The sequence below is a fragment of the Salmonella sp. SJTUF15581 genome (assembly GCF_043356775.1).
In the GTDB taxonomy this organism is placed as follows: Bacteria; Pseudomonadota; Gammaproteobacteria; order Enterobacterales; family Enterobacteriaceae; genus Salmonella; species Salmonella enterica.
Map to the genome: position 1 here is coordinate 15,321 of NZ_JBEUJY010000015.1, position 25,607 is coordinate 40,927.

Sequence of the window (25,607 nt, forward strand, 5' to 3'; positions counted from 1 at the left end):
AAGGAGACGGGAGATGCAACCCCATATTCGGCTTAACACAAGCATGACCCGCGCGAAATATGCGCTTTTGCCCGGCGATCCCGGGCGGGTGGATAGAATCGCCCGTTTTCTTGATAAGGCTGAGATTCTGGGGCAAAACCGGGAGTTTCGCGCGGCGCGCGGTTGGTACCAGGGGGTTGAAATAGTCGTGCTCTCCACGGGAATCGGCGGACCGTCAACCGCTATCGCCATTGAGGAGTTACGCCAGGTTGGCGTCAACACGCTAATCCGTATCGGTAGTTGCGGCGCGTTGCAGGACTCGCTGGCGTTGGGCGATGTGATCATCGCCCACGGCGCGGTGGCTGACGACGGCGCCAGCAAAACCTATGCGCCCGCCAGTTATCCGGCCTGTGCGGACCCGTATCTTACCGCCACGCTGATACAGCAGGCGAAACAGATGAACATCTCTGCCGTTTGCGGGCTGGTGCGCAGCCATGACAGTTTTTATACCGATCGCGAAGCTGAACTGGATGCCGAATGGTCGGCCAGGGGAGTTCTCGGCGCGGATATGGAAACCGCCGCGCTGATGGTGGTGGGGGCGTTACGTGGGCTGCGTACCGCGTCGTTGCTAAACGTGGTCGTCGCGCATAGTGGCTGTCTGGAGAGCAGCATTAACCATTATGTTCAGCAGGAAACCTTGTGCCAGCAAGGTGAAGAGCGCCAGATTTCTCTGGCGCTTCAGGCCATTTATTTCGATAGTTTGCAAGGAGAGCAATGATGGACTTTTTCAGCATTAACAATGTAATGGTCAACATTCCTCTCGGCGAGGGTGGGTATGCGCTGTCGTGGATTGAGGCTATCGGCACCGTCTTTGGCTTATTGTGCATCTGGTGCGCCAGCCGGGAAAAAATCGTTAATTACCTGTTTGGTTTGATTAACGTCACTCTGTTTGCCGCCATCTTTTTTCAGATTCAACTGTATGCCAGCTTGCTACTTCAGGTATTTTTCTTTGCGGCGAATATTTACGGCTGGTACGCATGGAGCCGGCAGAATGACGCCCGGGAAGCCGCTCTGAAAGTACGCTGGCTTTCTCGTCAACAAACATGGAGGTTGGGGGGCATATGTATTATCGCCATTCTGCTGATGACGTGGTTTATCGATCCGGTCTTCGCTATGTTGACCCGCGTTATGCTCGCTCTGCTGCAAACGGTAGGTATGCAGGTGGCGATGCCTGAACTCCAGCCGGACGCGTTCCCGTTCTGGGATTCCACCATGCTGGTGTTGTCGATTGCGGCGATGGTGCTGATGACCCGCAAGTACGTGGAAAACTGGCTGCTGTGGGTGATTATTGATGTAATTAGCGTCGTGATCTATGCAGTACAGGGCGTTTATGCGATGTCGCTTGAGTATGTTCTGCTGACGGCGATCGCGCTAATGGGTTCTTACAGTTGGATCAAGAGCGCACAGCGTAATGGCTATACGCCGCTTGCCGCCAGAGCCTGCTGATTGACCTTTTCCAGGCTGCCTGAAAAAGCAGCCTGGTCTTCTCTGGGCCTCGCTTTCTGCTACAATCCCTCCCCCGTTCGAAGATTGAGCACTATTCCCATGCGTTTAAATCCCGGCCAACAACACGCTGTCGAATTCGTCACCGGACCCTGCCTGGTGCTGGCAGGAGCGGGTTCTGGTAAAACTCGCGTAATTACCAATAAAATCGCCCACCTGATCCGCGGATGCGGCTATCAGGCCCGGCATATTGCGGCGGTGACGTTTACCAACAAGGCAGCGCGTGAGATGAAAGAACGCGTCGGGCAGACGCTCGGCCGTAAGGAAGCGCGCGGTTTGATGATCTCCACCTTTCATACGCTAGGGCTGGATATTATTAAGCGTGAGTACGCTGCGCTGGGGATGAAATCGAACTTTTCATTGTTTGACGATACCGACCAGGTCGCCTTGCTCAAAGAGCTGACCGAAGGCCTGATCGAAGACGACAAGGTTCTGTTGCAACAGCTGATCTCCACGATCTCCAACTGGAAAAACGATCTCAAAACGCCTGCGCAGGCAGCGGCGGGGGCGAAAGGTGAACGCGATCGTATTTTTGCCCACTGCTACGGGCTTTACGACGCCCATATGAAGGCATGCAACGTTCTCGATTTTGATGATTTGATTTTGCTGCCGACGCTGCTGCTGCAACGCAATGACGAGGTGCGCGAGCGCTGGCAGAATAAAATTCGTTATCTGTTGGTGGATGAATATCAGGATACTAACACCAGCCAGTATGAGTTGGTTAAGCTGCTGGTCGGGCAACGCGCGCGCTTTACGGTCGTAGGCGATGACGATCAGTCTATCTACTCCTGGCGCGGGGCGCGTCCGCAAAACCTGGTGTTACTGAGCCAGGATTTTCCGGCGCTGCAGGTGATTAAACTGGAGCAAAACTATCGTTCTTCGGGCCGTATCCTGAAAGCGGCGAATATTCTCATCGCCAACAATCCGCACGTCTTTGAAAAGCGCCTCTTTTCCGAACTCGGTTACGGCGCGGAACTCAAAGTGTTAAGCGCAAACAATGAAGAGCATGAAGCTGAGCGCGTTACCGGCGAACTGATTGCCCATCACTTTGTGAACAAGACCCAGTACAAGGATTACGCCATTCTGTATCGCGGGAATCATCAGTCGCGGGTATTTGAAAAATTCCTCATGCAGAACCGCATTCCGTACAAAATTTCCGGCGGCACCTCATTCTTCTCCCGTCCGGAGATTAAAGACCTGCTGGCCTACCTGCGTGTGTTGACCAACCCGGATGATGACAGCGCTTTCCTGCGCATCGTGAATACGCCAAAACGCGAAATCGGTCCGGCTACTCTGCAAAAGCTGGGTGAATGGGCAATGACGCGTAATAAGAGCCTGTTTACCGCCAGCTTTGATATGGGACTTAGCCAAAAGCTGACCGGACGTGGTTACGATTCATTGACGCGTTTTACCCACTGGCTGGGGGAAATCCAGCGTCTGGCCGAACGCGAGCCTGTCGCCGCCGTGCGCGATCTCATCCACGGTATTGACTATGAATCCTGGTTGTACGAAACCTCGCCGAGCCCCAAAGCGGCGGAAATGCGTATGAAAAACGTTAATCAGCTCTTTAGCTGGATGACTGAGATGCTGGAAGGCAACGAACTCGATGAGCCGATGACGCTCACCCAGGTGGTTACACGCTTTACGCTGCGCGATATGATGGAGCGCGGCGAGAGCGAAGAAGAGCTGGATCAGGTACAGTTGATGACGCTTCATGCATCGAAAGGACTGGAATTCCCGTATGTCTATATGGTGGGAATGGAAGAAGGATTTTTGCCGCATCAAAGCAGCATTGACGAAGATAATATTGAGGAAGAGCGTCGGCTGGCCTATGTCGGGATCACTCGCGCGCAGAAAGAGCTTACCTTTACATTATGTAAAGAGCGCCGTCAGTATGGGGAACTGGTGCGCCCGGAACCCAGCCGCTTCCTGTTAGAACTGCCGCAGGATGATTTAATCTGGGAGCAGGAGCGCAAAGTGGTAAGCGCTGAGGAGCGAATGCAAAAAGGGCAAAGTCACCTGGCTAATCTGAAAGCCATGATGGCGGCAAAGCGAGCGAAATCGTAGGCCGGATAAGCGAAGCGTCATCCGGCAATCAGACTACAGTTAGCGAACGTCCAGCGGCCAGTGTACATAGCTTTGCCACTGGCTTTCCTGATCAATCAACTCTTTACCCAGCGGGTGATGCGCCAGCCAGTCGCCAGGTAAGGTTAACGTCAGATTTTCATTTAGCGCCTGTAGCGTAATTTCTGGTACCAGATCGTCACGACGGCGACCGGCAAAAAGAATCGCCAGGCGCAGCAAACGGCATAGCTGTTCCGCAACACGGGGCGGTACCGCGTTTTGCTGATGAAGCGAAGAGAGATCGACCGGATTGGTCTGATTCAGTAAGAGGGTGGCGAGCAACTTTTTCTGCGCGGGCGTATAGCCAGGCAGATCCAAATGGCGTACTAAATAGGCGGCATGATAGGGCGCCTGTTTAAAATCAACGCTCAAACCGATCTCATGCAATTGGCAAGCGCTCAGCAACAGTTCACGACTGATAGGCTCAATATGCCAGGCATTTTCTACCTGTTTGAGGAAGTTATCTGCCAGCTTCGCCACGCGATTCGCCTGATCGGTATCGACGATAAACCGACGCTGAATGTTTCGCAGCGTGCGGCTGCGGATATCCTGATCTACCGCCAGATGCAACATCCCATACACCAGCCCTTCGCGTAACGCGCCGCCTGCCAGCGTCATGCTCTGGATGTTCAGCTCGGTAAATATCGCGATCAGAATAGCCAGCCCGCTTGGGAAAACCAGCGCGCGCTCCAGCGTCAGGCCTTCGATTTCCAGCTCTTCCAGACGCCCGCACTGTATCGCGCGTTGTTTTAGCTGCTGCAGTTTGGCGAGCGTAATGCGCTCGTCCATCCCCTGCGCCATCATGATTTCCTGCAATGCCTGTACGGTGCCGGAGGCACCCACGCAGACCTTCCAGCCATGAAAACGCAGTTCATCGGCGACCGGACGCAGTACATCGCGCGCGGCTTTCTCCGCGTCATCAAAATTTTCTTGCGCCAGATTACGATCGCTAAAATAGCGTTCAAGCCACGTTACGCAGCCCATCGACAGGCTAAACAGCGACGTGGTTTGCGCGCCAGTGCCGGTAACCAGTTCAGTGCTGGCGCCGCCGATATCCACCACCAGTCGCTGATCTGCGCCGCCGGTGGTATGAGCGACCCCCTGATAAATCAGCCGCGCCTCTTCTTCGCCGCTGATAACCTGCACCGGACAACCAAGGATAGTCTGCGCTTTCGCGATAAATTCCCCTGCATTGACGGCGAGACGCAATGTTGCGGTGGCAACCACGCGGATTTGCGGCTGCGGGATATCCTGCAAACGTTCAGCAAATAGACGCAGGCATTGCCAGCCGCGTTCCATCGCTTCGGCTGAAAGGTGGTTGTCGTTGTTCAGACCCGCGGCCAGACGCACCTTGCGTTTTATTCGGGTCAGCGTCTGGATGCTTCCCGCCGCCTCGCGCACGACCAGCATATGAAAACTATTGGAACCGAGATCAATGGCGGCATACAACGAGGTGGAATTCATACACTTCATCCTTCAACCTGTATCCATGTTGGCTGCGTACTCTTCCTAAGCTCATCGGGATTTGTTTTCTTGCCGCCTTGATACAGGCTAAATGATTTTGTGTATGGCATAACTTTTCTTAACCTGAACGACGACGATTACGCGGAGCGCCAGCGCGGCGCGGACCATTGCCAGGACGCGAACGCGTCAGACGCAACGGCTTGGGCAGATCGTTCATGAGCGCTTCCGGATTGTATTTGCTGACCGGAATCGAGTGGCCGATATAGCTCTCAATAGCGGGCAGATTCAGCGCATACTCTTCACAAGCCAGGCTGATGGAATGTCCGCTAGCGCCAGCGCGACCGGTACGACCGATACGGTGAACATAGTCTTCACAATCGTCTGGCAGATCGTAGTTAAAGACGTGCGTTACGGCGGGGATATGCAACCCGCGCGCCGCGACATCGGTCGCCACAAGAATATCCAGATCGCCGCGGGTGAACTCATCCAGAATCCGCAGGCGCTTTTTCTGCGCGACGTCGCCGGTCAGCAGACCAACACGATGGCCATCTGCCGCCAGGTGTCCCCAGATATCTTCGCAACGATGCTTGGTGTTGGCGAAAATAATGGCGCGATCCGGCCACTCTTCTTCGATCAGCGTTTGCAGTAAACGCATTTTCTCTTCATTAGAGGGATAGAAAAGCTCTTCTTTAATGCGGTGGCCGGTCTTTTGCTCCGGTTCCACTTCAACATATTCGGCGTTGTTCATCTGTTCAAACGCCAGCTCGCGAACCCGATAAGACAGGGTGGCGGAGAACAACATGTTCAGACGCTGCGTAGCCGGCGGCATACGACGGAACAGCCAGCGGATATCTTTAATAAAGCCCAAATCGTACATGCGATCGGCTTCATCGAGTACGACGACCTGAATGGCGCCGAGGTTAATGTGATTTTGTTTGGCGTAGTCGATCAGTCGGCCCGTCGTACCAATAAGAATATCAACGCCGCTTTCCAGCACTTTAAGCTGCTTGTCGTAACCATCGCCGCCGTAAGCCAGGCCTAATTTTAAGCCTGTCGCTTGCGCCAACGGCTCCGCGTCTGCGTGAATTTGTACGGCTAATTCACGCGTCGGCGCCATGATCAGCGCGCGCGGCTGGTTCACCTTGCGATCGTCGATCGCGGGATGAGAAAGTAAATAATGAAACGTTGACGTCAGAAACGCCATCGTTTTCCCGGTACCGGTTTGCGCCTGCCCTGCAACGTCACGACCCGCCAGCGTTAGCGGAAGGGCCAGTGCCTGAATGGGCGTACAATTATAAAACCCTTTTTTTTCAAGGGCTTCAACCACCTGTGGGTGCAGGGCGAAGTCGGAAAACTTCTGTTCTGTTAAATGTGTTTTGCTCATAGTGTGGTAGAATATCAGCTTACTATTGCTTTACGAAAGCGTATCCGGTGAAATAAAGTCAACCTTTGTTGGCGAAGTTAACATCAGCACCTCGTTGGTTAATGCTACACCAACACGCCAGGCTTATTCCTGTGGAGTTATATATGAGCGATAAAATTATTCACCTGACTGACGACAGTTTTGACACGGATGTACTCAAAGCGGACGGGGCTATCCTCGTTGATTTCTGGGCAGAGTGGTGCGGGCCGTGTAAAATGATCGCTCCGATTCTGGATGAAATCGCTGACGAATATCAGGGCAAATTGACCGTTGCCAAACTGAACATTGACCAGAACCCAGGTACTGCGCCTAAATATGGCATCCGCGGTATTCCGACTCTGCTGCTGTTTAAAAACGGCGAAGTGGCGGCAACCAAAGTAGGCGCACTGTCTAAAGGTCAGTTGAAAGAGTTTCTCGACGCCAATCTGGCGTAATACCTTTTATACGTCGAATGACAAAGGCGCTGTATAGTCAGGCGTCTGTCATTCGACGAATGATTAAGGTATCAGGCAGTTTCGTGGCGTCTGTTGTCCTTACGTTATTCTTAAATTGTCAGGATCTCTGGACGCCCGGTCTGAGTCGTGCTAAGTTAGTATTGACTTCGAATTAAACATACCTTATTAAGTTTGAATCTGGTTTTATCCGTCACTTCCCGTTTTTTCTCGCACGAGAAGTGGAAAGATTCCTGGCTCTTCGCTCATTCCGTCTTGTCGTTTCAGTTCTGCGTACTTTCCTGTGACCAGACAGCGAACAGACATGAGTTGATAGCCGTAAACAGGCATGGATGACCCTGCCATACCATTCACAACATTAAGTTCGAGATTTACCCCAAGTTTAAGAACTCACACCATTATGAATCTTACCGAATTAAAGAATACGCCGGTTTCTGAGCTGATCACTCTCGGCGAAAGTATGGGGCTGGAAAACCTGGCCCGTATGCGCAAGCAGGACATTATTTTTGCCATCCTGAAGCAGCACGCAAAGAGTGGCGAAGATATCTTTGGCGACGGTGTGCTGGAGATATTGCAGGATGGATTTGGTTTCCTCCGTTCTGCAGACAGCTCCTACCTCGCCGGTCCTGATGATATCTACGTTTCCCCCAGCCAAATCCGCCGTTTCAACCTCCGCACTGGTGATACCATTTCTGGTAAGATTCGCCCGCCGAAAGAAGGTGAACGCTATTTTGCGCTGTTGAAAGTTAACGAAGTTAACTACGACAAACCGGAAAACGCCCGTAACAAAATCCTCTTTGAGAACTTAACCCCGCTGCACGCAAACTCTCGTCTGCGTATGGAGCGTGGTAACGGTTCTACCGAAGACTTAACGGCGCGCGTTCTGGATCTGGCTTCGCCGATCGGTCGCGGCCAGCGCGGTCTGATTGTCGCGCCGCCGAAGGCGGGTAAAACCATGCTGCTGCAGAACATCGCGCAGAGCATCGCGTATAACCACCCAGACTGCGTGCTGATGGTGCTGCTGATTGACGAACGTCCGGAAGAAGTAACCGAGATGCAGCGTCTGGTGAAAGGCGAAGTGGTTGCGTCTACCTTTGACGAACCTGCATCCCGCCACGTTCAGGTTGCCGAAATGGTTATCGAGAAGGCGAAACGTCTGGTTGAACACAAGAAAGACGTTATCATCCTGCTCGACTCCATCACCCGTCTGGCGCGTGCCTACAACACCGTGGTGCCGGCTTCCGGTAAAGTATTGACCGGTGGTGTGGACGCTAACGCCCTGCATCGTCCGAAGCGTTTCTTCGGCGCGGCGCGTAACGTGGAAGAGGGCGGTAGCCTGACTATCATCGCGACGGCGCTAATCGATACCGGTTCCAAGATGGACGAAGTTATCTACGAAGAGTTTAAAGGCACCGGTAACATGGAGCTGCATCTCTCGCGTAAGATCGCTGAAAAACGTGTCTTCCCGGCTATCGACTACAACCGTTCCGGTACCCGTAAAGAAGAGCTGCTCACCACTCAGGAAGAGCTGCAGAAAATGTGGATCCTGCGTAAAATCATCCATCCGATGGGTGAAATTGACGCGATGGAATTCCTCATTAACAAACTGGCGATGACCAAAACTAATGACGACTTTTTCGAGATGATGAAGCGCTCATAACCTGGTCTTTACCTGAAAACGCCACGTTTTTACGTGGCGTTTTTGTTTTATATCTGTAATCTTAACGACACATTTACAAAACGATGATAAACCGGGTCCGGGCTTCGCCATCCATTCGTTATCGGTATCGTGTGGTTGATATTTAAACAATTCTGCCTGATTCAGAGCAGGGTTTCCCTTCTGAATAAAGGTCTTCATGGTTATACTTCTGGTACTAATTTTATCTGAGAGCACGCATTGTGAATTTACTGACCGTGAGTACTGATCTCATCAGTATTTTTTTATTCACGACACTGTTCCTGTTTTTTGCGCGTAAAGTTGCAAAAAAAATCGGTTTAGTGGATAAACCCAACTTTCGTAAACGCCACCAGGGGCTGATACCGTTGGTTGGAGGGATTTCGGTTTACGCAGGGATTTGCTTCACATTCGGAATTGTTGATCACTATATTCCTCATGCGTCGCTTTATCTTTCTTGTGCGGGCGTACTGGTTTTTATCGGTGCGCTGGACGACCGTTTTGATATCAGCGTAAAGATCCGTGCGACCATACAGGCCGCGATCGGTATCATTATGATGGTATTCGGTAAGCTCTATCTTAGCAGCCTCGGCTATATCTTTGGCTCCTGGGAGATGGTGCTCGGTCCCTTCGGCTATTTCCTTACTCTGTTTGCCGTATGGGCGGCGATCAACGCTTTCAATATGGTGGACGGTATTGACGGCCTGTTGGGCGGGCTATCCAGCGTCTCATTCGCGGCGATGGGGCTGATTTTATGGTTTGACGGTCAAACCAGCCTGGCAATATGGTGCTTCGCCATGATTGCCGCGATTCTGCCTTACATTATGCTTAATCTCGGTATTTTGGGGCGGCGTTATAAAGTCTTTATGGGCGATGCCGGTAGTACTCTGATTGGTTTTACCGTTATCTGGATCTTACTGGAAACGACGCAGGGGAAAACTCACCCTATCAGTCCGGTTACCGCGCTATGGATTATCGCTATCCCGCTGATGGATATGGTGGCGATTATGTATCGCCGTCTGCGTAAAGGGATGAGCCCCTTTTCCCCTGATCGTCAGCACATTCACCATCTTATCATGCGCGCCGGATTTACCTCTCGTCAGGCGTTTGTACTGATTACGCTTGCCGCCGCCATTCTGGCGGGAGTAGGCGTAGCTGCAGAATATTCTCATTTTGTTCCTGAATGGGTTATGTTGGTGCTCTTTTTGCTAGCATTCTTCCTCTATGGCTACTGCATTAAGCGGGCCTGGAAGGTGGCGAGATTTATTAAGCGTGTGAAGCGTCGCCTGCGCAGGCACCGTAAGAACCGGCCAAACTTAACCAAGTAAATGAGGATACGATGACACAACCATTACCGGGGGCACGCGCGGTGAGCGCTGAAAATGAACTGGATATTCGCGGGTTGTTTCGTACTTTATGGGCTGGCAAATTCTGGATTATCGGCATTGGCCTGCTATTTGCCCTTATCGCGTTAGCCTATACCTTTTTTGCTCGTCAGGAGTGGAGTGCGACGGCGATCACCGATCGCCCAACCGTAAATATGTTGGGCGGTTATTACTCCCAGCAGCAGTTTCTGCGCAACCTGGATATTAAGACCGATCCTGCTTCTTCTGATAAGCCCTCGGTGATGGATGAAGCGTATAAAGAGTTCATCATGCAACTTGCCTCCTGGGATACGCGTCGCGATTTCTGGTTACAGACGGACTATTACAAGCAGCGAATGGTCGGGAATAGCAAAGCTGATGCGGCGATGCTTGATGAACTGATCAATAACATACAGTTTACGCCCGGCGATTTTACACGCGCCATCAACGACAATGTGAAGCTGATTGCTGAAACTGCGCCGGACGCCAATAATCTGCTGCGTCAGTATGTCGCATTCGCCAGCCAGCGGGCGGCGAGCCATCTGAATGATGAATTAAAAGGTGCCTGGGCTGCGCGTACCGTGCAGATGAAAGCCCAGGTCAAACGGCAGGAGGAGGTTGCGAAAGCGATCTATTCGCGTCGTGTAAACAGTATTGAGCAGGCGCTCAAAATTGCGGAACAACATAATATTTCTCGTAGCGCGACGGATGTCCCGGCAGATGAATTACCGGACTCAGAGCTTTTTTTACTCGGTCGCCCTATGTTGCAGGCGCGTCTTGAAAATCTGCAAGCGGTTGGCCCTGCGTTCGATTTGGACTACTTTCAAAATCGGGCAATGTTGAATACGCTTAATGTGGGGCCGACCCTGGACCCTCGTTTTCAGACCTATCGTTATTTGCGTACGCCGGAAGAACCGGTAAAACGTGATAGCCCACGCCGAGCCTTCCTGATGATCATGTGGGGTATCGTTGGGGCGCTAATCGGTGCGGGCGTTGCCTTAACCCGTCGCCGCACGATTTAGCAACACCTCTGCAGTAGGGGGCTGGGCCCCTACTGTCTATTCGAAGAGAATCGATGTGAAAGTACTGACTGTATTTGGTACACGACCGGAGGCCATTAAGATGGCGCCTCTGGTCCATGCGCTGGAAAAAGATCCTCATTTCGAGGCCAAAGTATGCGTTACTGCGCAGCATCGGGAGATGCTTGATCAGGTATTAACTCTTTTTTCTATTGTGCCTGATTACGATCTCAACATTATGCAGCCGGGACAGGGGTTGACGGAAATTACCTGCCGAATTCTGGAGGGATTAAAGCCGATCCTGGCAGATTTTAAACCTGATGTGGTGCTGGTTCATGGCGATACCACCACTACGATTGCTACCAGCCTGGCGGCTTTCTATCAACGAATTCCGGTAGGGCACGTAGAAGCCGGGTTGCGAACCGGCGATCTCTATTCCCCCTGGCCGGAAGAGGCAAACCGCACGCTGACCGGACATCTGGCGATGTACCACTTTGCGCCGACGGAAAACTCGCGGCAGAATCTGTTGCGGGAGAACATTCCGGATGAGCGCATTTTTGTCACTGGCAATACCGTTATCGACGCGCTGATCTGGGTACGCGATCGCGTTCTGACGAGCGATACATTACAGGCTGAACTGGCCGAGCAGTATCCTTTCCTCAACGCGAATAAGAAGATGATTTTGGTGACCGGTCATCGGCGTGAAAGCTTTGGTCAGGGCTTTGAGCATATCTGCCAGGCGCTGGCGGAAATCGCCGCCGCGAACCAGAATGTGCAAATTGTCTATCCGGTGCATCTCAATCCCAACGTCAGCGAACCTGTCAACCGTATCCTCGGCCATGTTGAAAACGTGGTACTGATTGAGCCGCAGGACTACTTACCTTTTGTCTGGCTGATGAATCACGCCTGGCTCATTCTGACCGATTCCGGCGGTATTCAGGAAGAAGCGCCGTCATTAGGTAAGCCGGTATTGGTCATGCGTGAAACCACAGAGCGTCCGGAAGCCATTACCGCTGGTACGGTAAGACTGATCGGCACGGACTCCCGGCGCATTGTGGCGGAAGTTATGCGTCTGCTGCACGACGAAAATGAATATCAAACCATGAGCCGCGCCCATAATCCTTATGGTGACGGGCAATCATGCGCGCGCATTTTACAGGCGTTAAAAAGTTATCGGGTATCGTTATGAGTTTTACGACCATTTCTGTTATTGGGCTGGGGTATATCGGATTACCGACTGCGGCCGCTTTTGCTTCCCGCCAGAAGCAGGTTATCGGCGTGGATATCAACCAACATGCGGTAGACACCATAAATCGCGGTGAAATTCACATCGTGGAGCCGGCGTTGGGCAATGTGGTGAAGATGGCGGTGGAAGGCGGCTTTCTGCGTGCGACGACGACACCTGTCGAGGCCGATGCGTACCTGATTGCCGTGCCGACGCCATTCAAAGGCGAGCACGACCCTGACATGGCCTATGTGGAAGCCGCGGCAAAATCCATTGCGCCGGTATTAAAAAAAGGGGCACTGGTGATTCTGGAATCAACATCGCCGGTCGGCGCAACGGAGCAAATGGCTGGCTGGCTGGCCGGGATGCGCCCGGATCTGACCTTTCCCCAGCAGGCGGGCGAGCAGGCCGACGTGAATATCGCCTATTGTCCGGAGCGTGTGCTGCCGGGTCAGGTGATGGTGGAACTCATTAAAAATGACCGCGTGATTGGCGGTATGACGCCAGTATGTTCGGCTCGCGCCAGCGCGCTGTACAAAATTTTCCTTGAGGGCGAATGCGTTGTCACCAACTCGCGCACCGCAGAGATGTGCAAGCTGACGGAAAATAGCTTCCGTGATGTGAATATCGCCTTTGCGAATGAATTGTCGCTGATTTGCGCCGAACAGGGGATTAACGTCTGGGAATTGATCCGTCTGGCGAACCGCCATCCGCGCGTCAATATTTTGCAGCCGGGCCCAGGCGTTGGCGGGCACTGCATTGCGGTCGATCCGTGGTTTATTGTGGCGCAAAATCCGCAGCAGGCGAGACTGATTCGCACCGCGCGTGAAGTGAACGACGGCAAACCGCACTGGGTAGTCGATCAGGTAAAAGCCGCGGTCGCAGATTGCCTGGCGGCCACCGATAAACGCGCCAGCGAAGTGAAAATCGCCTGTTTTGGGCTGGCCTTTAAGCCGAATATCGACGATCTGCGCGAAAGCCCGGCGATGGGGATCGCCCAAAGTATCGCCCGCTGGCACAGCGGCGAAACCCTGGTCGTCGAACCGAATATCCGTCAGTTGCCAAAAAAATTGGACGGACTTTGCACGCTGGCGAAACTGGACGCGGCGCTGACCGCCGCCGATGTGCTGGTGATGCTGGTCGATCACGACGAATTTAAAGCGATTCCCGGCGATGCGGTTCATCAACGTTATGCGGTTGATACCAAAGGAGTCTGGCGCTGATGAAACGCATTCTGGTGACCGGCGGCGCAGGCTTTATCGGATCTGCGGTGGTGCGGCATATCATCCATGAAACGGCAGACGCGGTGGTGGTGGTGGATAAACTCACCTATGCGGGCAACCTGATGTCTCTGGCATCGGTGACGCAAAGCGACCGTTTCGCCTTTGAGAAGGTGGATATCTGCGATCGGGCATCACTGGAGCGAGTCTTCCAGCAGTATCAGCCCAATAGCGTGATGCACCTGGCGGCGGAAAGCCATGTAGACCGTTCCATCGACGGCCCGGCGGCGTTTATTGAAACGAATATCGTTGGTACTTACACCTTGCTGGAAGCCGCTCGCGCTTACTGGTCCGCGCTTGACGCGGACGCTAAAGCGGCGTTCCGCTTCCACCATATCTCCACCGATGAAGTGTATGGCGATCTGCATACTGCAGACGATTTCTTCACCGAAACCACGCCATATGCGCCAAGCAGTCCTTATTCCGCCTCCAAAGCCAGCAGCGACCATCTGGTACGCGCCTGGTTACGTACCTACGGTCTGCCTACGCTTGTCACCAACTGCTCTAATAACTACGGGCCCTACCATTTCCCGGAAAAACTGATCCCACTGATGATTCTGAATGCGCTGGCGGGTAAACCATTGCCGGTCTATGGCAACGGTCAGCAAATTCGCGACTGGCTGTATGTGGAAGATCATGCCCGTGCGTTGTATCACGTGGTGACGAACGGCGCGGTGGGCGAAACGTATAATATCGGCGGTCATAACGAACGTAAAAATCTGGATGTGGTCAGGACGATCTGCGCTCTGCTGGAAGAACTGGCCCCGCAAAAACCGCAGGGTGTAGCGAATTATCACGATCTGATTACCTTCGTCGACGATCGACCCGGCCATGACTTACGTTATGCCATCGACGCGTCGAAAATCGCCCGCGAGCTGGGCTGGACGCCGCAGGAAACCTTCGAAAGTGGGATGCGAAAAACCGTTCAATGGTATCTCGCCAATGAGGCCTGGTGGAAACCCGTGCAGGATGGCAGTTATCAGGGCGAACGCTTAGGTCTGAAACGCTAAACGGCAGGTTCTTACTCCTGGAGGAGAAACGAATGAAAGGCATCATTCTGGCGGGAGGTTCCGGTACCCGGTTGCATCCCATTACGCGCGGCGTATCAAAGCAGCTTCTGCCCGTCTACGACAAACCGATGATTTACTATCCGTTATCGGTGCTAATGCTGGCGGGCATTCGTGAGATCTTGATCATCACCACGCCGGAGGATAAACGCGACTTTCAGCGTTTGTTGGGCGACGGCGCAGCATTCGGTATCGATTTACATTATGCCGAGCAGCCCAGTCCGGACGGGCTGGCGCAGGCCTTTATCATTGGCGAAACGTTCCTCAACGGTGAACCCTCATGCCTGGTATTGGGCGACAATATCTTTTTTGGTCAGGGCTTTAGCCCCAAACTCCGTCAGGTCGCGGCGCGTACCGAAGGCGCTACGGTATTTGGCTATCAGGTCATGGACCCGGAACGCTTTGGCGTCGTGGAGTTTGACGATGATTTTCGCGCGCTCTCGCTGGAAGAAAAGCCGAAACAGCCTAAATCTAACTGGGCGGTCACCGGCCTCTATTTCTATGACAGCAAGGTCGTCGAGTATGCGAAGCGCGTGAAACCGTCCGGGCGTGGCGAGCTGGAGATCACTTCTATCAACCAGATGTATCTGGAGGAAGGTAAGCTGACCGTTGAACTGCTGGGCCGCGGCTTCGCCTGGTTGGATACGGGCACCCACGACAGTCTGATTGAGGCGAGCACTTTTGTGCAGACGGTGGAAAAGCGCCAGGGCTTCAAAATTGCCTGTCTGGAGGAGATTGCCTGGCGCAACGGCTGGCTGGATGATGATGGTTTGAAACGCGCCGCCAGTCAGCTTGAAAAAACCGGCTATGGCCAATATTTACTGGAGTTGCTCCGTGCCCGTCCGCGCCAGTATTGAACCGTTACTCTGGGAAAATACGTTCTTTGGCGTGAATAGCGGCATTGTGCGTATCGATGCCTCAGCGCCCGAATTAACGCCAGAAGCGCTGCAGGCGTGGCAACGCGTGCAGGTAAAAGTGCCGGCTGAAAACATCGCCTGGCTGTCGGCGTTGCAATCGCTGGGATTCTCTTTGGTTGAAGGCGAGGTGGATTTTGCGTTGCCGGTAAAAGGGCATCGCGACCAGCATGGCGCGGAAATTGCACACCTTACGGACATTCCTGCTTTGCGTCAGTTGGCCGGAGAGGCGTTTACGCAGAGTCGTTTTCGCGCGCCGTGGTATGCGCCCGACGCCAGCGCCCGTTTTTACGCCCAGTGGATTGAGAATGCGGTACGCGGCACGTTTGATCACCAATGCCTGGTGCTTCGCACGGAGACAGGCGCTATCCGCGGTTACGTCTCGCTGCGGGAATTGAATGATACCGACGCGCGCATCGGTCTGTTGGCCGGACGCGGCGCGGGAGCGGAACTTATGCAGGCGGCGATCTGTTGGGCGCAGAGTCGCGGCAAAGCAACATTGCGGGTGGCGACCCAGTTGGGCAACACCGCCGCGCTTAAACGTTACATACAAAGCGGTGCCAACATCGAAAGCACTGCGTACTGGTTATACAGGTGACAACATGATTCCTTTTAATGCGCCGCCGGTGGTGGGAACCGAACTCGAATACATGCAGTCTGCAATGAGCAGCGGCAAACTGTGCGGCGACGGCGGCTTTACGCGTCGTTGCCAGCAGTGGCTGGAGCAACATTTCGGCAGCGCGAAGGTGTTGCTGACGCCTTCCTGTACCGCATCGCTGGAGATGGCGGCCCTGTTGTTGGATATTCAGCCCGGCGATGAAGTGATCATGCCGAGCTTTACGTTTGTCTCCACCGCTAACGCTTTTGTCCTGCGCGGCGCGAAAATTGTGTTTGTCGATATTCGTCCGGATACGATGAATATTGACGAAACGCTGATTGAGGCGGCGATTACTGATAAAACCCGCGCTATCGTGCCGGTACACTACGCTGGCGTCGCTTGTGAAATGGATGTCATCATGGCGCTGGCGGATAAGTATAATCTGTTCGTTGTCGAGGATGCCGCCCAGGGTGTGATGTCCACGTACAAAGGGCGCGCGTTAGGGACGATCGGTCACATCGGCTGTTTTAGCTTCCATGAAACCAAAAATTACACCGCTGGCGGCGAAGGCGGCGCGACGCTGATCAACGATCGTACGCTGATTGAACGCGCGGAGATCATCCGCGAAAAAGGCACCAACCGTAGCCAGTTCTTCCGTGGTCAGGTGGACAAATACACCTGGCGGGATATCGGCTCCAGTTATTTGATGTCCGATCTGCAGGCTGCCTATCTGTGGGCGCAACTGGAGGCCGCCGATCGTATCAATCAACAGCGTCTGTCGCTGTGGCAGACTTACTACGATGCGTTAACGCCGCTGGCGCGCGCCGGGCGTATCGAGCTGCCTTCTATTCCGGAAAACTGCGGGCATAATGCCCACATGTTTTACATCAAACTGCGGGATATCGCCGATCGCAGCGCGCTGATTAATTTCCTGAAAGAGGCGGAAATCATGGCGGTATTCCATTACATTCCGCTGCATGATTGTCCGGCGGGCGATAAATTCGGCGAGTTTATCGGGGACGATGTCTACACCACAAAAGAGAGCGAACGTTTGCTGCGTCTGCCGCTGTTTTATAACCTTGCGCCCGTCGATCAACGAACGGTGATTACTACCTTGCTAAATTATTTCTCCTGATATGTCGCTTGCTAAAGCCTCCCTGTGGACGGCGGTCAGTACGCTGGTAAAAATTGGCGCCGGACTGCTGGTGGTGAAACTACTGGCCGTCTCTTTTGGTCCGTCGGGCGTCGGACAAGCGGGTAACTTCCGCCAGATGATCACCGTGCTGGGCGTATTGGCTGGCGCCGGGATATTTAACGGCGTTACCAAACTCGTCGCACAACATCATGATGGCCCGGCGCAGTTACGTACCGTGGTGGGAACCTCCTCCGCGATGGTATTGGGGTTCTCTACGCTGCTGGCGCTGGTCTTCCTGCTGGCGGCGGCGCCGATTAGCCAGGGACTGTTCGGTCATACGGACTATCAAGGGTTGGTGCGTCTGGTTGCGCTGGTACAAATGGGGATCGCCTGGGCGAACCTGCTGCTGGCGCTAATGAAGGGCTTTCGTGACGCGTCGGGTAATGCCTTATCGTTAATTGTCGGCAGCTTTTTGGGCGTCGCCGCCTGGTATCTCTGCTACCGTGTCGGCGGCTATGAAGGCGCTCTGCTTGGCCTGGCGCTGGTGCCGGCGCTGGTGGTAGTGCCAGCCGGTATAATACTGATTAAGCGCGGCACCGTCCCGCTACGCTATCTCAAGCCCTCCTGGAACAACGGTCTGGCAGGGCAGCTCAGTAAATTTACCCTGATGGCGCTGATTACCTCCGTTACGATGCCGGTCGCCTATGTGATGATGCGAAACCAACTGGCCGCGCACTATAGCTGGAGCGATGTCGGGATCTGGCAGGGCGTAAGCAGTATTTCTGACGCCTATCTGCAATTTATCACCGCCTCCTTCAGCGTTTACCTGTTACCCACGCTCTCACGCCTGACGGAAAAACAGGACATTACGCGTGAAGTGGTAAAAGCGCTGAAATTTGTTTTACCGGCGGTTGCGGCGGCGAGTTTTACCGTCTGGCTACTGCGCGATTTTGCTATCTGGCTGCTTTTTTCCGCCAAATTCACCGCGATGCGCGATCTGTTCGCCTGGCAGTTAGTGGGCGACGTGCTGAAAGTCGGCGCCTATGTTTTCGGTTATCTGGTGATTGCCAAAGCGTCGTTGCGATTTTACATTCTGGCCGAAATTAGCCAGTTCATTCTGTTAACGGCGTTCGCTCACTGGCTGATTCCCGCTCACGGCGCGCTGGGTGCGGCACAGGCTTATATGGCCACCTATATTGTCTATTTTTCACTTTGTTGCGGCGTATTTTTACTCTGGCGTAGGCGAGCATGACTGTACTGATTCACGTCCTGGGATCGGATATCCCTCACCATAACCACACCGTGCTGCGGTTTTTCAATGATACGCTGGCCGCCACAAGCGAGCACGCGCGCGAATTTATGGTTGCTGGCGAAGATAACGGCTTCACGGAAAGCTGCCCGGCGCTCTCGCTTCGTTTTTATGGCAGTAAGAAAGCGCTGGCGCAGGCGGTCATCGCCAAAGCGAAAGCAAATCGTCGACAGAGATTCTTCTTTCACGGTCAGTTCAACACCAGCCTGTGGCTGGCGCTGTTAAGCGGCGGTATTAAGCCAGCTCAGTTTTACTGGCATATCTGGGGCGCGGATCTCTACGAAGTGTCCCACGGGCTGAAATTCCGCCTTTTCTACCCGCTTCGTCGTATCGCGCAGGGGCGAGTAGGGTGCGTATTCGCGACGCGCGGCGATCTCAGCTATTTTGCGCGTCAGCATCCGGACGTACGCGGCGAGTTGCTCTATTTCCCGACGCGCATGGATCCTTCCCTGAATGCTATGGCAAAAGAGCGCCAACGTGCGGGGAAATTGACCATTTTGGTAGGGAACTCCGGCGATCGTAGTAACCAACATATTGCGGCGTTACGGGCGGTGTATCAGCAGTTTGGCGACACGGTAAACGTGGTGGTGCCGATGGGCTATCCGGCCAATAACCAGGCCTATATTGATGAGGTTCGTCAGGCCGGCCTGGCGCTATTTAGCGCCGAAAATCTACAAATTCTTAGCGAAAAAATGGAATTTGATGCCTATCTTGCGCTGTTGCGCCAGTGCGACCTCGGTTATTTTATTTTTGCCCGCCAACAGGGGATCGGGACGTTGTGTCTGCTAATTCAGGCCGATATCCCGTGCGTGTTGAGTCGCGACAATCCTTTCTGGCAGGATATGGCGGAACAGCATCTGCCCGTCCTGTTTACCACGGACGATCTTAATGAGCAGGTCGTGCGCGAGGCGCAGCGTCAGCTCGCATCGGTAGATAAAAGCGGCATCACCTTCTTTAGCCCCAACTACCTGCAACCGTGGCATAATGCGTTGAGAATCGCCGCAGGAGAAGCCGAATGAGTTTAATGCAATTCAGCGGGCTGCTGGTGGTCTGGCTGCTCTCTACGCTGTTTATCGCCACGCTGACCTGGTTTGAATTCCGCCGCGTGCGTTTTAACTTCAACGTTTTCTTTTCGTTGCTGTTTTTGTTGACCTTCTTTTTTGGTTTTCCGCTAACCAGCGTGCTGGTATTTCGTTTCGACGTTGGCGTCGCGCCGCCGGAAATCTTATTGCAGGCTCTATTATCCGCCGCCTGTTTCTACGGCGTGTATTACGTGACCTATAAAACGCGTTTACGCAAACGCGTTGTGGATGTACCACGCAAGCCGCTATTTACCATGAACCGGGTGGAAACCCACCTTACCTGGGTGATCCTGATGGGCATCGCGCTGGTGAGCGTGGCGATTTTCTTTATGCATAACGGCTTTTTGCTGTTCCGGCTGCACTCCTACAGCCAGATCTTTTCCAGCGAAGTCTCCGGCGTGGCGTTAAAACGGTTCTTCTATTTCTTCATTCCGGCGATGCTGGTGGTCTATTTCCTGCGCCAGGACAGCAAAGCGTGGCTGTTCTTTCTGGTGAGCACCGTCGCGTTTGGTCTGTTGACTTACATGATTGTCGGCGGCACGCGCGCTAACATCATTATTGCGTTTGCTATCTTCCTGTTTATCGGCATTATTCGGGGCTGGATCAGCCTGTGGATGCTGGTGGCGGCGGGCGTGCTGGGGATTGTCGGTATGTTCTGGCTGGCGCTCAAACGCTACGGATTAAATGTGAGCGGTGATGAGGCGTTCTATACGTTTCTTTATCTGACGCGCGATACCTTTTCGCCGTGGGAGAATCTGGCGCTGCTGTTGCAAAATTACCACAATATCGATTTTCAGGGGCTGGCCCCTATCGTGCGTGATTTCTACGTCTTTATTCCCACCTGGTTATGGCCGGGACGACCCAGCATCGTGCTGAATTCTGCGAATTACTTCACCTGGGAAGTCCTGAACAACCATTCTGGCCTGGCGATATCGCCAACGCTTATCGGATCGCTGGTGGTCATGGGCGGGGCGCTGTTTATTCCGCTCGGCGCGATCGTTGTCGGGTTGATTATCAAATGGTTCGACTGGCTGTATGAACTGGGTAACCGGGAGCCCAATCGCTATAAGGCGGCGATTCTGCACAGTTTCTGCTTTGGCGCCATCTTTAATATGATTGTGCTGGCGCGAGAAGGGCTGGATTCGTTTGTCTCGCGCGTGGTTTTCTTCCTGGTGGTTTTTGGCGCCAGCCTGCTGGTCGCTAAGCTTCTGTTCTGGTTATTTGATAGCGCCGGACTGATTCATAAACGTACAACTTCGCTCCCTCAGGCACAGGTGGAAGGAAAACTATGACCAACAATGCCGCTGCGCCCCTTTACTCGCTGCGTGGATTACCTCTGATTGGCTGGCGCGACATGTCACATGCGCTGAATTATCTGTTTGCCGATGGTCAACTGAAGCAAGGCACGTTGGTGGCGATCAACGCCGAAAAGCTGCTGACGGCGGAAGATAATCCGGAAGTCCGCGCGTTGATAGCGGCGGCGGAATTTAAATATGCCGATGGTATCAGCGTGGTGCGTTCAATACGTAAAAAATTTCCGCAGGCGCAGGTTTCTCGTGTGGCTGGCGCTGACCTTTGGGAAGCGTTAATGGCGCGCGCGGGGAAAGAAGGCACACCGGTATTTCTTGTCGGCGGCAAGCCTGAGGTGCTGGCGCAGACGGAAGCAAAACTGCGGACGCAGTGGAACGTCAATATTGTGGGTAGCCAGGACGGTTACTTTACGCCGGAGCAGCGTCAGGCGCTATTTGCGCGTATCCATGCCAGCGGCGCGAAAATTGTCACCGTCGCGATGGGATCGCCAAAACAGGAATTACTCATGCGCGATTGTCGGGAAGTGCATCCCCATGCGTTATATATGGGGGTGGGCGGGACCTATGATGTGTTTACCGGTCACGTCAAACGCGCCCCAAAAATATGGCAGAACCTGGGGCTGGAGTGGTTGTATCGTCTGCTTTCTCAACCGAAGCGTATTACCCGCCAGATGCGTCTGCTGCGCTACCTTCGCTGGCACTATACTGGCGATCTCTAATTCTCCCTTCTGATGACTTGAGCAGCGGATTGTGCTTATGGCGCTGCTCATTTACAACATAATCGATGATTTCTTACACAATAAGTGCATTTTTTTAATGCTCCATTTGCCATTTGTCCAAATTTAAGAAAATATTCGCAACAATCGATGTACCCATAACAATAACCGGTACTACCGGAACCGTTGCAAACACGACATGAGGATTTATGGCAGAGAAAAAACCGGAGCTACAGCGTGGGCTGGAAGCTCGTCATATTGAATTGATTGCCCTCGGGGGCACCATCGGCGTCGGACTCTTTATGGGCGCCGCCAGTACGCTGAAATGGGCGGGCCCGTCAGTGCTGCTGGCGTATATCATCGCCGGATTGTTCGTCTTTTTCATCATGCGTTCGATGGGGGAGATGCTCTTTCTGGAACCTGTTACCGGCTCCTTTGCCGTGTACGCCCACCGGTATATGAGTCCTTTTTTTGGCTATCTTACCGCCTGGTCATACTGGTTTATGTGGATGGCGGTCGGGATCTCGGAAATTACCGCCATTGGGGTCTACGTCCAGTTCTGGTTTCCGGAGATGGCGCAGTGGATACCGGCGCTGATTGCCGTCGGACTGGTCGCGTTGGCGAATCTGGCTGCGGTGCGCCTGTATGGTGAAATCGAATTCTGGTTTGCGATGATCAAAGTCACCACGATTATTGTGATGATCATCATCGGTCTGGGGGTGATTTTCTTCGGTTTTGGTAACGGCGGCCAGGCGATTGGCTTTGGTAATCTGACCGAGCATGGCGGCTTTTTTGCTGGCGGCTGGAAAGGCTTTCTGACCGCATTATGTATCGTGGTGGCCTCTTATCAGGGGGTTGAGTTGATCGGTATTACCGCCGGTGAAGCGAAGAATCCGCAGGTGACGTTGCGTAGCGCGGTGGGTAAGGTGCTGTGGCGTATCCTGATTTTTTATGTTGGCGCGATTTTCGTGATCGTCACCATTTTCCCGTGGAATGAGATTGGCAGCAACGGCAGCCCCTTTGTGCTCACCTTCGCGAAAATCGGCATCACCGCCGCGGCGGGCATTATCAACTTTGTCGTGCTGACGGCGGCGCTCTCCGGCTGTAACAGCGGAATGTATAGCTGTGGGCGTATGCTTTACGCGCTGGCGAAAAACCGTCAACTGCCGGCGGCAGTCGCGAAAGTCTCTCGCCACGGCGTGCCGGTCGCGGGCGTGGCGCTCTCTATTTTGATTTTGCTGGTAGGCTCTTGCCTGAACTACATCATCCCCAATCCGCAGCGCGTCTTTGTTTACGTTTATAGCGCCAGCGTACTGCCGGGGATGGTGCCGTGGTTTGTCATTCTGATTAGCCAACTGCGCTTTCGTCGGGCGCATAAAGAAGCGATTGCGGATCATCCTTTTCGTTCCATTATGTTTCCGTGGGCGAACTATTTGACGATGGCGTTTCTGGTTTGCGTTTTAATCGGCATGTACTTTAATGAAGATACGCGCATGTCGCTGTTTGTCGGCGTCATCTTCCTGCTGGCCGTCACGCTGGTCTACAAAGTTTTCGGCCTGAATCGTCACGGAACCGCCCACAAGGTGGGGGAATAAGCGCCAAAATGCGCAAAGCATAACCAAACGCGCATTTTATTTAAAAAGGCACTGGACAGCGGGGTGTGAAGTCCGTATTATCCACCCCCGCAACGGCGCTAAGCGCCCGTAGCTCAGCTGGATAGAGCGCTGCCCTCCGGAGGCAGAGGTCTCAGGTTCGAATCCTGTCGGGCGTACCATTTATTTAGGTGCTTGAGCTGCGGTGGTTTAATACCGCGTAAAAAGTTTCAGTGGTGGCTATAGCTCAGTTGGTAGAGCCCTGGATTGTGATTCCAGTTGTCGTGGGTTCGAATCCCATTAGCCACCCCATTAATATAGAGTTGTGAAACGCGAAGGTGGCGGAATTGGTAGACGCGCTAGCTTCAGGTGTTAGTGTCCTTACGGACGTGGGGGTTCAAGTCCCCCCCCTCGCACCACGACTCAATGAATTGAACTAAAAATTCAAAAAAGCAGTATATCGGCGAGTAGCGCAGCTTGGTAGCGCAACTGGTTTGGGACCAGTGGGTCGGAGGTTCGAATCCTCTCTCGCCGACCAATTTTGAACCCCGCTTCGGCGGGGTTTTTTGTTTTCTGTTCATTTTCAACCCCTTATCCCGCACGTGTTGCCATTATGGTTTATTGGCGATATCCCAGTCTTCATTTGTCGCTATTCGGTGACGAATAATCTATTGATTTATAATCACTTTATAAAAAGCATCCTGTTCTGTCTCCGCCGGGCGACACGCTAAAACCTCGCCAGCGGCGGGGGGATGACAATCGCGTGAATTGTCTACGTTTTTTAATGCCTGCGCCTGTATTTTAGCGGTGCAAAGATGGCACGTTATGTGCAATAATGTACGGGTAGATGCTCATTCCATCTCTTATGTTCGCCTTCTGGCCTCATAAACTCAGGAATGATGCAGAGCCGTTTACGGTGCTTATCGTCCACTGACAGATGTCGCTTACGCCTCATCAAACACCCTGGACACAACGTTGAGTGAAGCACCCCTTTATGTTGTCATACAGACCTGTTTTGACGCCTGCCCCTTAACCGGGCAGGCGTTTTTTTATGCATCCCGAATGATTTTGTGTAGGCGGTAGGCCCGGTAAGCGAAGCGCCACCGGGCAAGAGGGAATTACTGCGGGGGATTGTTCTGTAATGTCAGCATCAGGCCATCGCGCCGCATGGCGGCGGCCTCTTCCGGTTGATGCAGTCGATCAAGCGCATCGGCAAGCCAGGCATAATCATACGCGTCCGGGCGTTGTTTTAGCGCGGCGCGGAAAGCCAGGGTCGCCTCCTGCCATTCACCGTGTTTCATTAGCGACTGGCCGAGCGTGCTCCATAACAGCGGGCGATCGCCTACCGTCTTGATTTGCTGGCGCAGCACTTTCTCCAGTTGTTCCGGATTATTGGTTCTGAGGCGAGGAATGGGCAGCACCAGCCGATCGTCATACTGGCGTTTCAGACCGTCGATGATAATCTGCTGCGCCATATCATGATCGTCACATTCGATCAGATGCTCGGCCATCGCGACCTGCAGCGCCACCTGATGGCGGGTTTTACGGCTTTGGTTTTTCCACCAGGTGCGTAATCCTTCGCTGCCCTGCTCGGCGCGCGCCTGATCCATGAGTCCTATCCACGCCTGTTGTTCGAGCATGGCGCGATGCGCTTCATCGCCGACGTGCGCTTTCGCCATGGATGGGATGATATCCAGTAAAGAACTCCATGCGCTGGTGCGAATATAGGCCTGCTCCGCCAGACGCAGAACTTCCGGGTGACGCGGCGTGACCTCCAGCAGTTTGTCCACGCCGTGACGCGCTGCGTGATTTTCATTGCGCGCCAGCTGTAAGCGCACGCGCGTGATCTCGACCGGGATGGTGTCGTTCCCCGCCAGCTCTGCCGCACGTTCAAGGTGCTGATTAGCGCGTGCTTCATCGCCGCGCTGCTGCGCCGCTTCTGCCGCCAGCAGATAATTTACCACCGGTTGTTCAGCATGGTCGGCATTTTTTGACATCAGCTTTTCAACCTGCTGATAGTCGCCCTCCGCCAGCTTCAGCAGCGCCTGTTCGGTCTGCTTGCGGGCGCGACGGCGTTTACGGCCAGCAAACCAACCGCGGGTGTGCGCGCCGGTACGAAACAGACGGCGTAGTAACCACTCAATGGCGAATAGCACCACCATAGCGACGATGAGAATGATCGCCAGTCCGGTGACGCTGGTTTCAATGTTGTAGTTATCGGTCTGGATTAACACATAGCCCTGGTGACCGGCTATCATCGGGCCGACCACGATACCCGCAAGCAACAACACAAAGAGCAATAATACTTTTAGCATC

The 25,607-nt window shown here is 53.6% G+C and carries 22 protein-coding genes and 4 tRNA genes; 23 read left to right on the plus strand and 3 right to left on the minus strand.

Annotated features, from left to right (window positions below; all coding sequences use genetic code 11):
- The first annotated feature begins 13 nt into the window (after nucleotides 1-13).
- The 3 genes from ABVN36_RS20330 to rep all read left to right on the plus strand — a co-directional run bounded on the left by ABVN36_RS20330 (nucleotide 14) and on the right by rep (nucleotide 3,609).
- Nucleotides 14-757: a nucleoside phosphorylase gene (locus tag ABVN36_RS20330; RefSeq protein WP_001182428.1), complete on the plus strand. Its 744-nt coding sequence runs from the start codon at nucleotides 14-16 to the stop codon at nucleotides 755-757.
- The gene (gene pnuC, locus ABVN36_RS20335; RefSeq protein ID WP_001747468.1) at nucleotides 757-1,485 is read left to right on the plus strand and encodes a nicotinamide riboside transporter PnuC; all 729 of its coding nucleotides are present in this window, start codon (nucleotides 757-759) and stop codon (nucleotides 1,483-1,485) included. The genes ABVN36_RS20330 and pnuC overlap by 1 nt, the downstream gene beginning before the upstream one ends.
- 99 nt (nucleotides 1,486-1,584) lie before the next feature.
- A complete protein-coding gene (gene rep, locus ABVN36_RS20340) occupies nucleotides 1,585-3,609 on the plus strand; it encodes a DNA helicase Rep (RefSeq protein WP_001238842.1) in 2,025 nt (674 codons plus the stop codon).
- A 39-nt stretch (nucleotides 3,610-3,648) separates the two neighbouring features.
- On the opposite strand, the gene gppA is transcribed toward rep, so the two are convergent.
- Together gppA and rhlB are read right to left on the minus strand one after the other, a co-directional pair.
- Complete coding sequence (gene gppA, locus ABVN36_RS20345; RefSeq protein ID WP_001089447.1) at nucleotides 3,649-5,130, minus strand: guanosine-5'-triphosphate,3'-diphosphate diphosphatase; 1,482 nt, start codon at nucleotides 5,128-5,130, stop codon at nucleotides 3,649-3,651.
- A gap of 118 nt (nucleotides 5,131-5,248) precedes the next feature.
- Entirely contained in the window at nucleotides 5,249-6,514 is a 1,266-nt protein-coding gene (rhlB, locus tag ABVN36_RS20350; protein WP_023137857.1) for an ATP-dependent RNA helicase RhlB, read from the minus strand.
- Nucleotides 6,515-6,657: 143 nt separating this feature from the next.
- Between rhlB and trxA the strand changes: the two genes are divergently transcribed.
- From trxA to ABVN36_RS20450, 20 genes are all read left to right on the plus strand, one after another.
- Nucleotides 6,658-6,987 carry a thioredoxin TrxA gene (gene trxA, locus ABVN36_RS20355; RefSeq protein WP_001280776.1) on the plus strand — a complete coding sequence of 110 codons (330 nt, stop codon included), beginning with the start codon at nucleotides 6,658-6,660 and terminating at the stop codon, nucleotides 6,985-6,987.
- Between the two features lie 247 nt (nucleotides 6,988-7,234).
- Entirely contained in the window at nucleotides 7,235-7,318 is an 84-nt protein-coding gene (locus ABVN36_RS20360; protein WP_134820045.1) for a rho operon leader peptide, read from the plus strand.
- Between the two features lie 87 nt (nucleotides 7,319-7,405).
- Nucleotides 7,406-8,665: a transcription termination factor Rho gene (rho, locus tag ABVN36_RS20365; RefSeq protein ID WP_001054532.1), complete on the plus strand. Its 1,260-nt coding sequence runs from the start codon at nucleotides 7,406-7,408 to the stop codon at nucleotides 8,663-8,665.
- A 239-nt stretch (nucleotides 8,666-8,904) separates the two neighbouring features.
- Complete coding sequence (wecA, locus tag ABVN36_RS20370) at nucleotides 8,905-10,008, plus strand: UDP-N-acetylglucosamine--undecaprenyl-phosphate N-acetylglucosaminephosphotransferase (protein WP_001050945.1); 1,104 nt, start codon at nucleotides 8,905-8,907, stop codon at nucleotides 10,006-10,008.
- An 11-nt stretch (nucleotides 10,009-10,019) separates the two neighbouring features.
- Nucleotides 10,020-11,066: an ECA polysaccharide chain length modulation protein gene (gene wzzE / locus ABVN36_RS20375; RefSeq protein ID WP_000193413.1), complete on the plus strand. Its 1,047-nt coding sequence runs from the start codon at nucleotides 10,020-10,022 to the stop codon at nucleotides 11,064-11,066.
- A gap of 55 nt (nucleotides 11,067-11,121) precedes the next feature.
- Entirely contained in the window at nucleotides 11,122-12,252 is a 1,131-nt protein-coding gene (wecB, locus tag ABVN36_RS20380; protein ID WP_000866685.1) for a non-hydrolyzing UDP-N-acetylglucosamine 2-epimerase, read from the plus strand.
- Entirely contained in the window at nucleotides 12,249-13,511 is a 1,263-nt protein-coding gene (gene wecC / locus ABVN36_RS20385; RefSeq protein WP_023137856.1) for a UDP-N-acetyl-D-mannosamine dehydrogenase, read from the plus strand. Before wecB ends, wecC begins: the two co-directional genes overlap by 4 nt.
- The gene (rffG, locus tag ABVN36_RS20390; RefSeq protein ID WP_000822154.1) at nucleotides 13,511-14,578 is read left to right on the plus strand and encodes a dTDP-glucose 4,6-dehydratase; all 1,068 of its coding nucleotides are present in this window, start codon (nucleotides 13,511-13,513) and stop codon (nucleotides 14,576-14,578) included. Before wecC ends, rffG begins: the two co-directional genes overlap by 1 nt.
- Before the next feature lie 32 nt (nucleotides 14,579-14,610).
- Nucleotides 14,611-15,492 (plus strand): glucose-1-phosphate thymidylyltransferase RfbA, encoded by an 882-nt coding sequence (gene rfbA, locus ABVN36_RS20395; RefSeq protein WP_000676077.1) that lies wholly within the window; start codon nucleotides 14,611-14,613, stop codon nucleotides 15,490-15,492.
- Nucleotides 15,470-16,147: a dTDP-4-amino-4,6-dideoxy-D-galactose acyltransferase gene (gene rffC, locus ABVN36_RS20400; protein WP_001145156.1), complete on the plus strand. Its 678-nt coding sequence runs from the start codon at nucleotides 15,470-15,472 to the stop codon at nucleotides 16,145-16,147. Before rfbA ends, rffC begins: the two co-directional genes overlap by 23 nt.
- Before the next feature lie 4 nt (nucleotides 16,148-16,151).
- Nucleotides 16,152-17,282, plus strand: a complete 1,131-nt coding sequence (rffA, locus tag ABVN36_RS20405; protein ID WP_000612080.1) for a dTDP-4-amino-4,6-dideoxygalactose transaminase — start codon at nucleotides 16,152-16,154, stop codon at nucleotides 17,280-17,282.
- A gap of 1 nt (nucleotide 17,283) precedes the next feature.
- Nucleotides 17,284-18,534: a lipid III flippase WzxE gene (gene wzxE, locus ABVN36_RS20410; protein WP_023137855.1), complete on the plus strand. Its 1,251-nt coding sequence runs from the start codon at nucleotides 17,284-17,286 to the stop codon at nucleotides 18,532-18,534.
- Nucleotides 18,531-19,610, plus strand: coding sequence for a TDP-N-acetylfucosamine:lipid II N-acetylfucosaminyltransferase (locus tag ABVN36_RS20415; protein ID WP_023137854.1), 1,080 nt, complete (start codon nucleotides 18,531-18,533; stop codon nucleotides 19,608-19,610). The genes wzxE and ABVN36_RS20415 overlap by 4 nt, the downstream gene beginning before the upstream one ends.
- Complete coding sequence (gene wzyE, locus ABVN36_RS20420; RefSeq protein WP_000055611.1) at nucleotides 19,607-20,965, plus strand: ECA oligosaccharide polymerase; 1,359 nt, start codon at nucleotides 19,607-19,609, stop codon at nucleotides 20,963-20,965. The genes ABVN36_RS20415 and wzyE overlap by 4 nt, the downstream gene beginning before the upstream one ends.
- Nucleotides 20,962-21,702 carry a lipopolysaccharide N-acetylmannosaminouronosyltransferase gene (gene wecG, locus ABVN36_RS20425; RefSeq protein ID WP_000183617.1) on the plus strand — a complete coding sequence of 247 codons (741 nt, stop codon included), beginning with the start codon at nucleotides 20,962-20,964 and terminating at the stop codon, nucleotides 21,700-21,702. The genes wzyE and wecG overlap by 4 nt, the downstream gene beginning before the upstream one ends.
- A gap of 206 nt (nucleotides 21,703-21,908) precedes the next feature.
- Nucleotides 21,909-23,294: an amino acid permease gene (locus ABVN36_RS20430; RefSeq protein WP_000818378.1), complete on the plus strand. Its 1,386-nt coding sequence runs from the start codon at nucleotides 21,909-21,911 to the stop codon at nucleotides 23,292-23,294.
- A gap of 102 nt (nucleotides 23,295-23,396) precedes the next feature.
- Nucleotides 23,397-23,473: transfer RNA gene (locus ABVN36_RS20435), tRNA-Arg, on the plus strand.
- A gap of 54 nt (nucleotides 23,474-23,527) precedes the next feature.
- Nucleotides 23,528-23,603, plus strand: a tRNA-His gene (locus ABVN36_RS20440).
- A gap of 20 nt (nucleotides 23,604-23,623) precedes the next feature.
- Nucleotides 23,624-23,710 (plus strand) — tRNA-Leu (locus ABVN36_RS20445).
- 42 nt (nucleotides 23,711-23,752) lie between these two features.
- Nucleotides 23,753-23,829 (plus strand) — tRNA-Pro (locus ABVN36_RS20450).
- Nucleotides 23,830-24,409: 580 nt separating this feature from the next.
- On the opposite strand, the gene hemY is transcribed toward ABVN36_RS20450, so the two are convergent.
- Nucleotides 24,410-25,606 carry a protoheme IX biogenesis protein HemY gene (hemY, locus tag ABVN36_RS20455; protein WP_001546072.1) on the minus strand — a complete coding sequence of 399 codons (1,197 nt, stop codon included), beginning with the start codon at nucleotides 25,604-25,606 and terminating at the stop codon, nucleotides 24,410-24,412.
- Nucleotide 25,607: the final 1 nt, after the last annotated feature.

What these genes read in the sequence shown, in the direction of transcription:
- wecC (WP_023137856.1), top strand. Translation starts at nt 12,249, where the DNA reads ATGAGTTTTACGACCATTTCTGTTATTGGGCTGGGGTATATCGGATTA.
- rhlB (WP_023137857.1), bottom strand. Translation starts at nt 6,514, where the DNA reads ATGAGCAAAACACATTTAACAGAACAGAAGTTTTCCGACTTCGCCCTG.
- hemY (WP_001546072.1), bottom strand. Translation starts at nt 25,606, where the DNA reads ATGCTAAAAGTATTATTGCTCTTTGTGTTGTTGCTTGCGGGTATCGTG.
- pnuC (WP_001747468.1), top strand. Translation starts at nt 757, where the DNA reads ATGGACTTTTTCAGCATTAACAATGTAATGGTCAACATTCCTCTCGGC.
- ABVN36_RS20415 (WP_023137854.1), top strand. Translation starts at nt 18,531, where the DNA reads ATGACTGTACTGATTCACGTCCTGGGATCGGATATCCCTCACCATAAC.
- gppA (WP_001089447.1), bottom strand. Translation starts at nt 5,130, where the DNA reads ATGAATTCCACCTCGTTGTATGCCGCCATTGATCTCGGTTCCAATAGT.
- ABVN36_RS20430 (WP_000818378.1), top strand. Translation starts at nt 21,909, where the DNA reads ATGGCAGAGAAAAAACCGGAGCTACAGCGTGGGCTGGAAGCTCGTCAT.
- rffG (WP_000822154.1), top strand. Translation starts at nt 13,511, where the DNA reads ATGAAACGCATTCTGGTGACCGGCGGCGCAGGCTTTATCGGATCTGCG.
- rffA (WP_000612080.1), top strand. Translation starts at nt 16,152, where the DNA reads ATGATTCCTTTTAATGCGCCGCCGGTGGTGGGAACCGAACTCGAATAC.
- wecG (WP_000183617.1), top strand. Translation starts at nt 20,962, where the DNA reads ATGACCAACAATGCCGCTGCGCCCCTTTACTCGCTGCGTGGATTACCT.
- rep (WP_001238842.1), top strand. Translation starts at nt 1,585, where the DNA reads ATGCGTTTAAATCCCGGCCAACAACACGCTGTCGAATTCGTCACCGGA.
- wzyE (WP_000055611.1), top strand. Translation starts at nt 19,607, where the DNA reads ATGAGTTTAATGCAATTCAGCGGGCTGCTGGTGGTCTGGCTGCTCTCT.
- rho (WP_001054532.1), top strand. Translation starts at nt 7,406, where the DNA reads ATGAATCTTACCGAATTAAAGAATACGCCGGTTTCTGAGCTGATCACT.
- rfbA (WP_000676077.1), top strand. Translation starts at nt 14,611, where the DNA reads ATGAAAGGCATCATTCTGGCGGGAGGTTCCGGTACCCGGTTGCATCCC.
- trxA (WP_001280776.1), top strand. Translation starts at nt 6,658, where the DNA reads ATGAGCGATAAAATTATTCACCTGACTGACGACAGTTTTGACACGGAT.
- wzxE (WP_023137855.1), top strand. Translation starts at nt 17,284, where the DNA reads ATGTCGCTTGCTAAAGCCTCCCTGTGGACGGCGGTCAGTACGCTGGTA.
- wzzE (WP_000193413.1), top strand. Translation starts at nt 10,020, where the DNA reads ATGACACAACCATTACCGGGGGCACGCGCGGTGAGCGCTGAAAATGAA.
- ABVN36_RS20330 (WP_001182428.1), top strand. Translation starts at nt 14, where the DNA reads ATGCAACCCCATATTCGGCTTAACACAAGCATGACCCGCGCGAAATAT.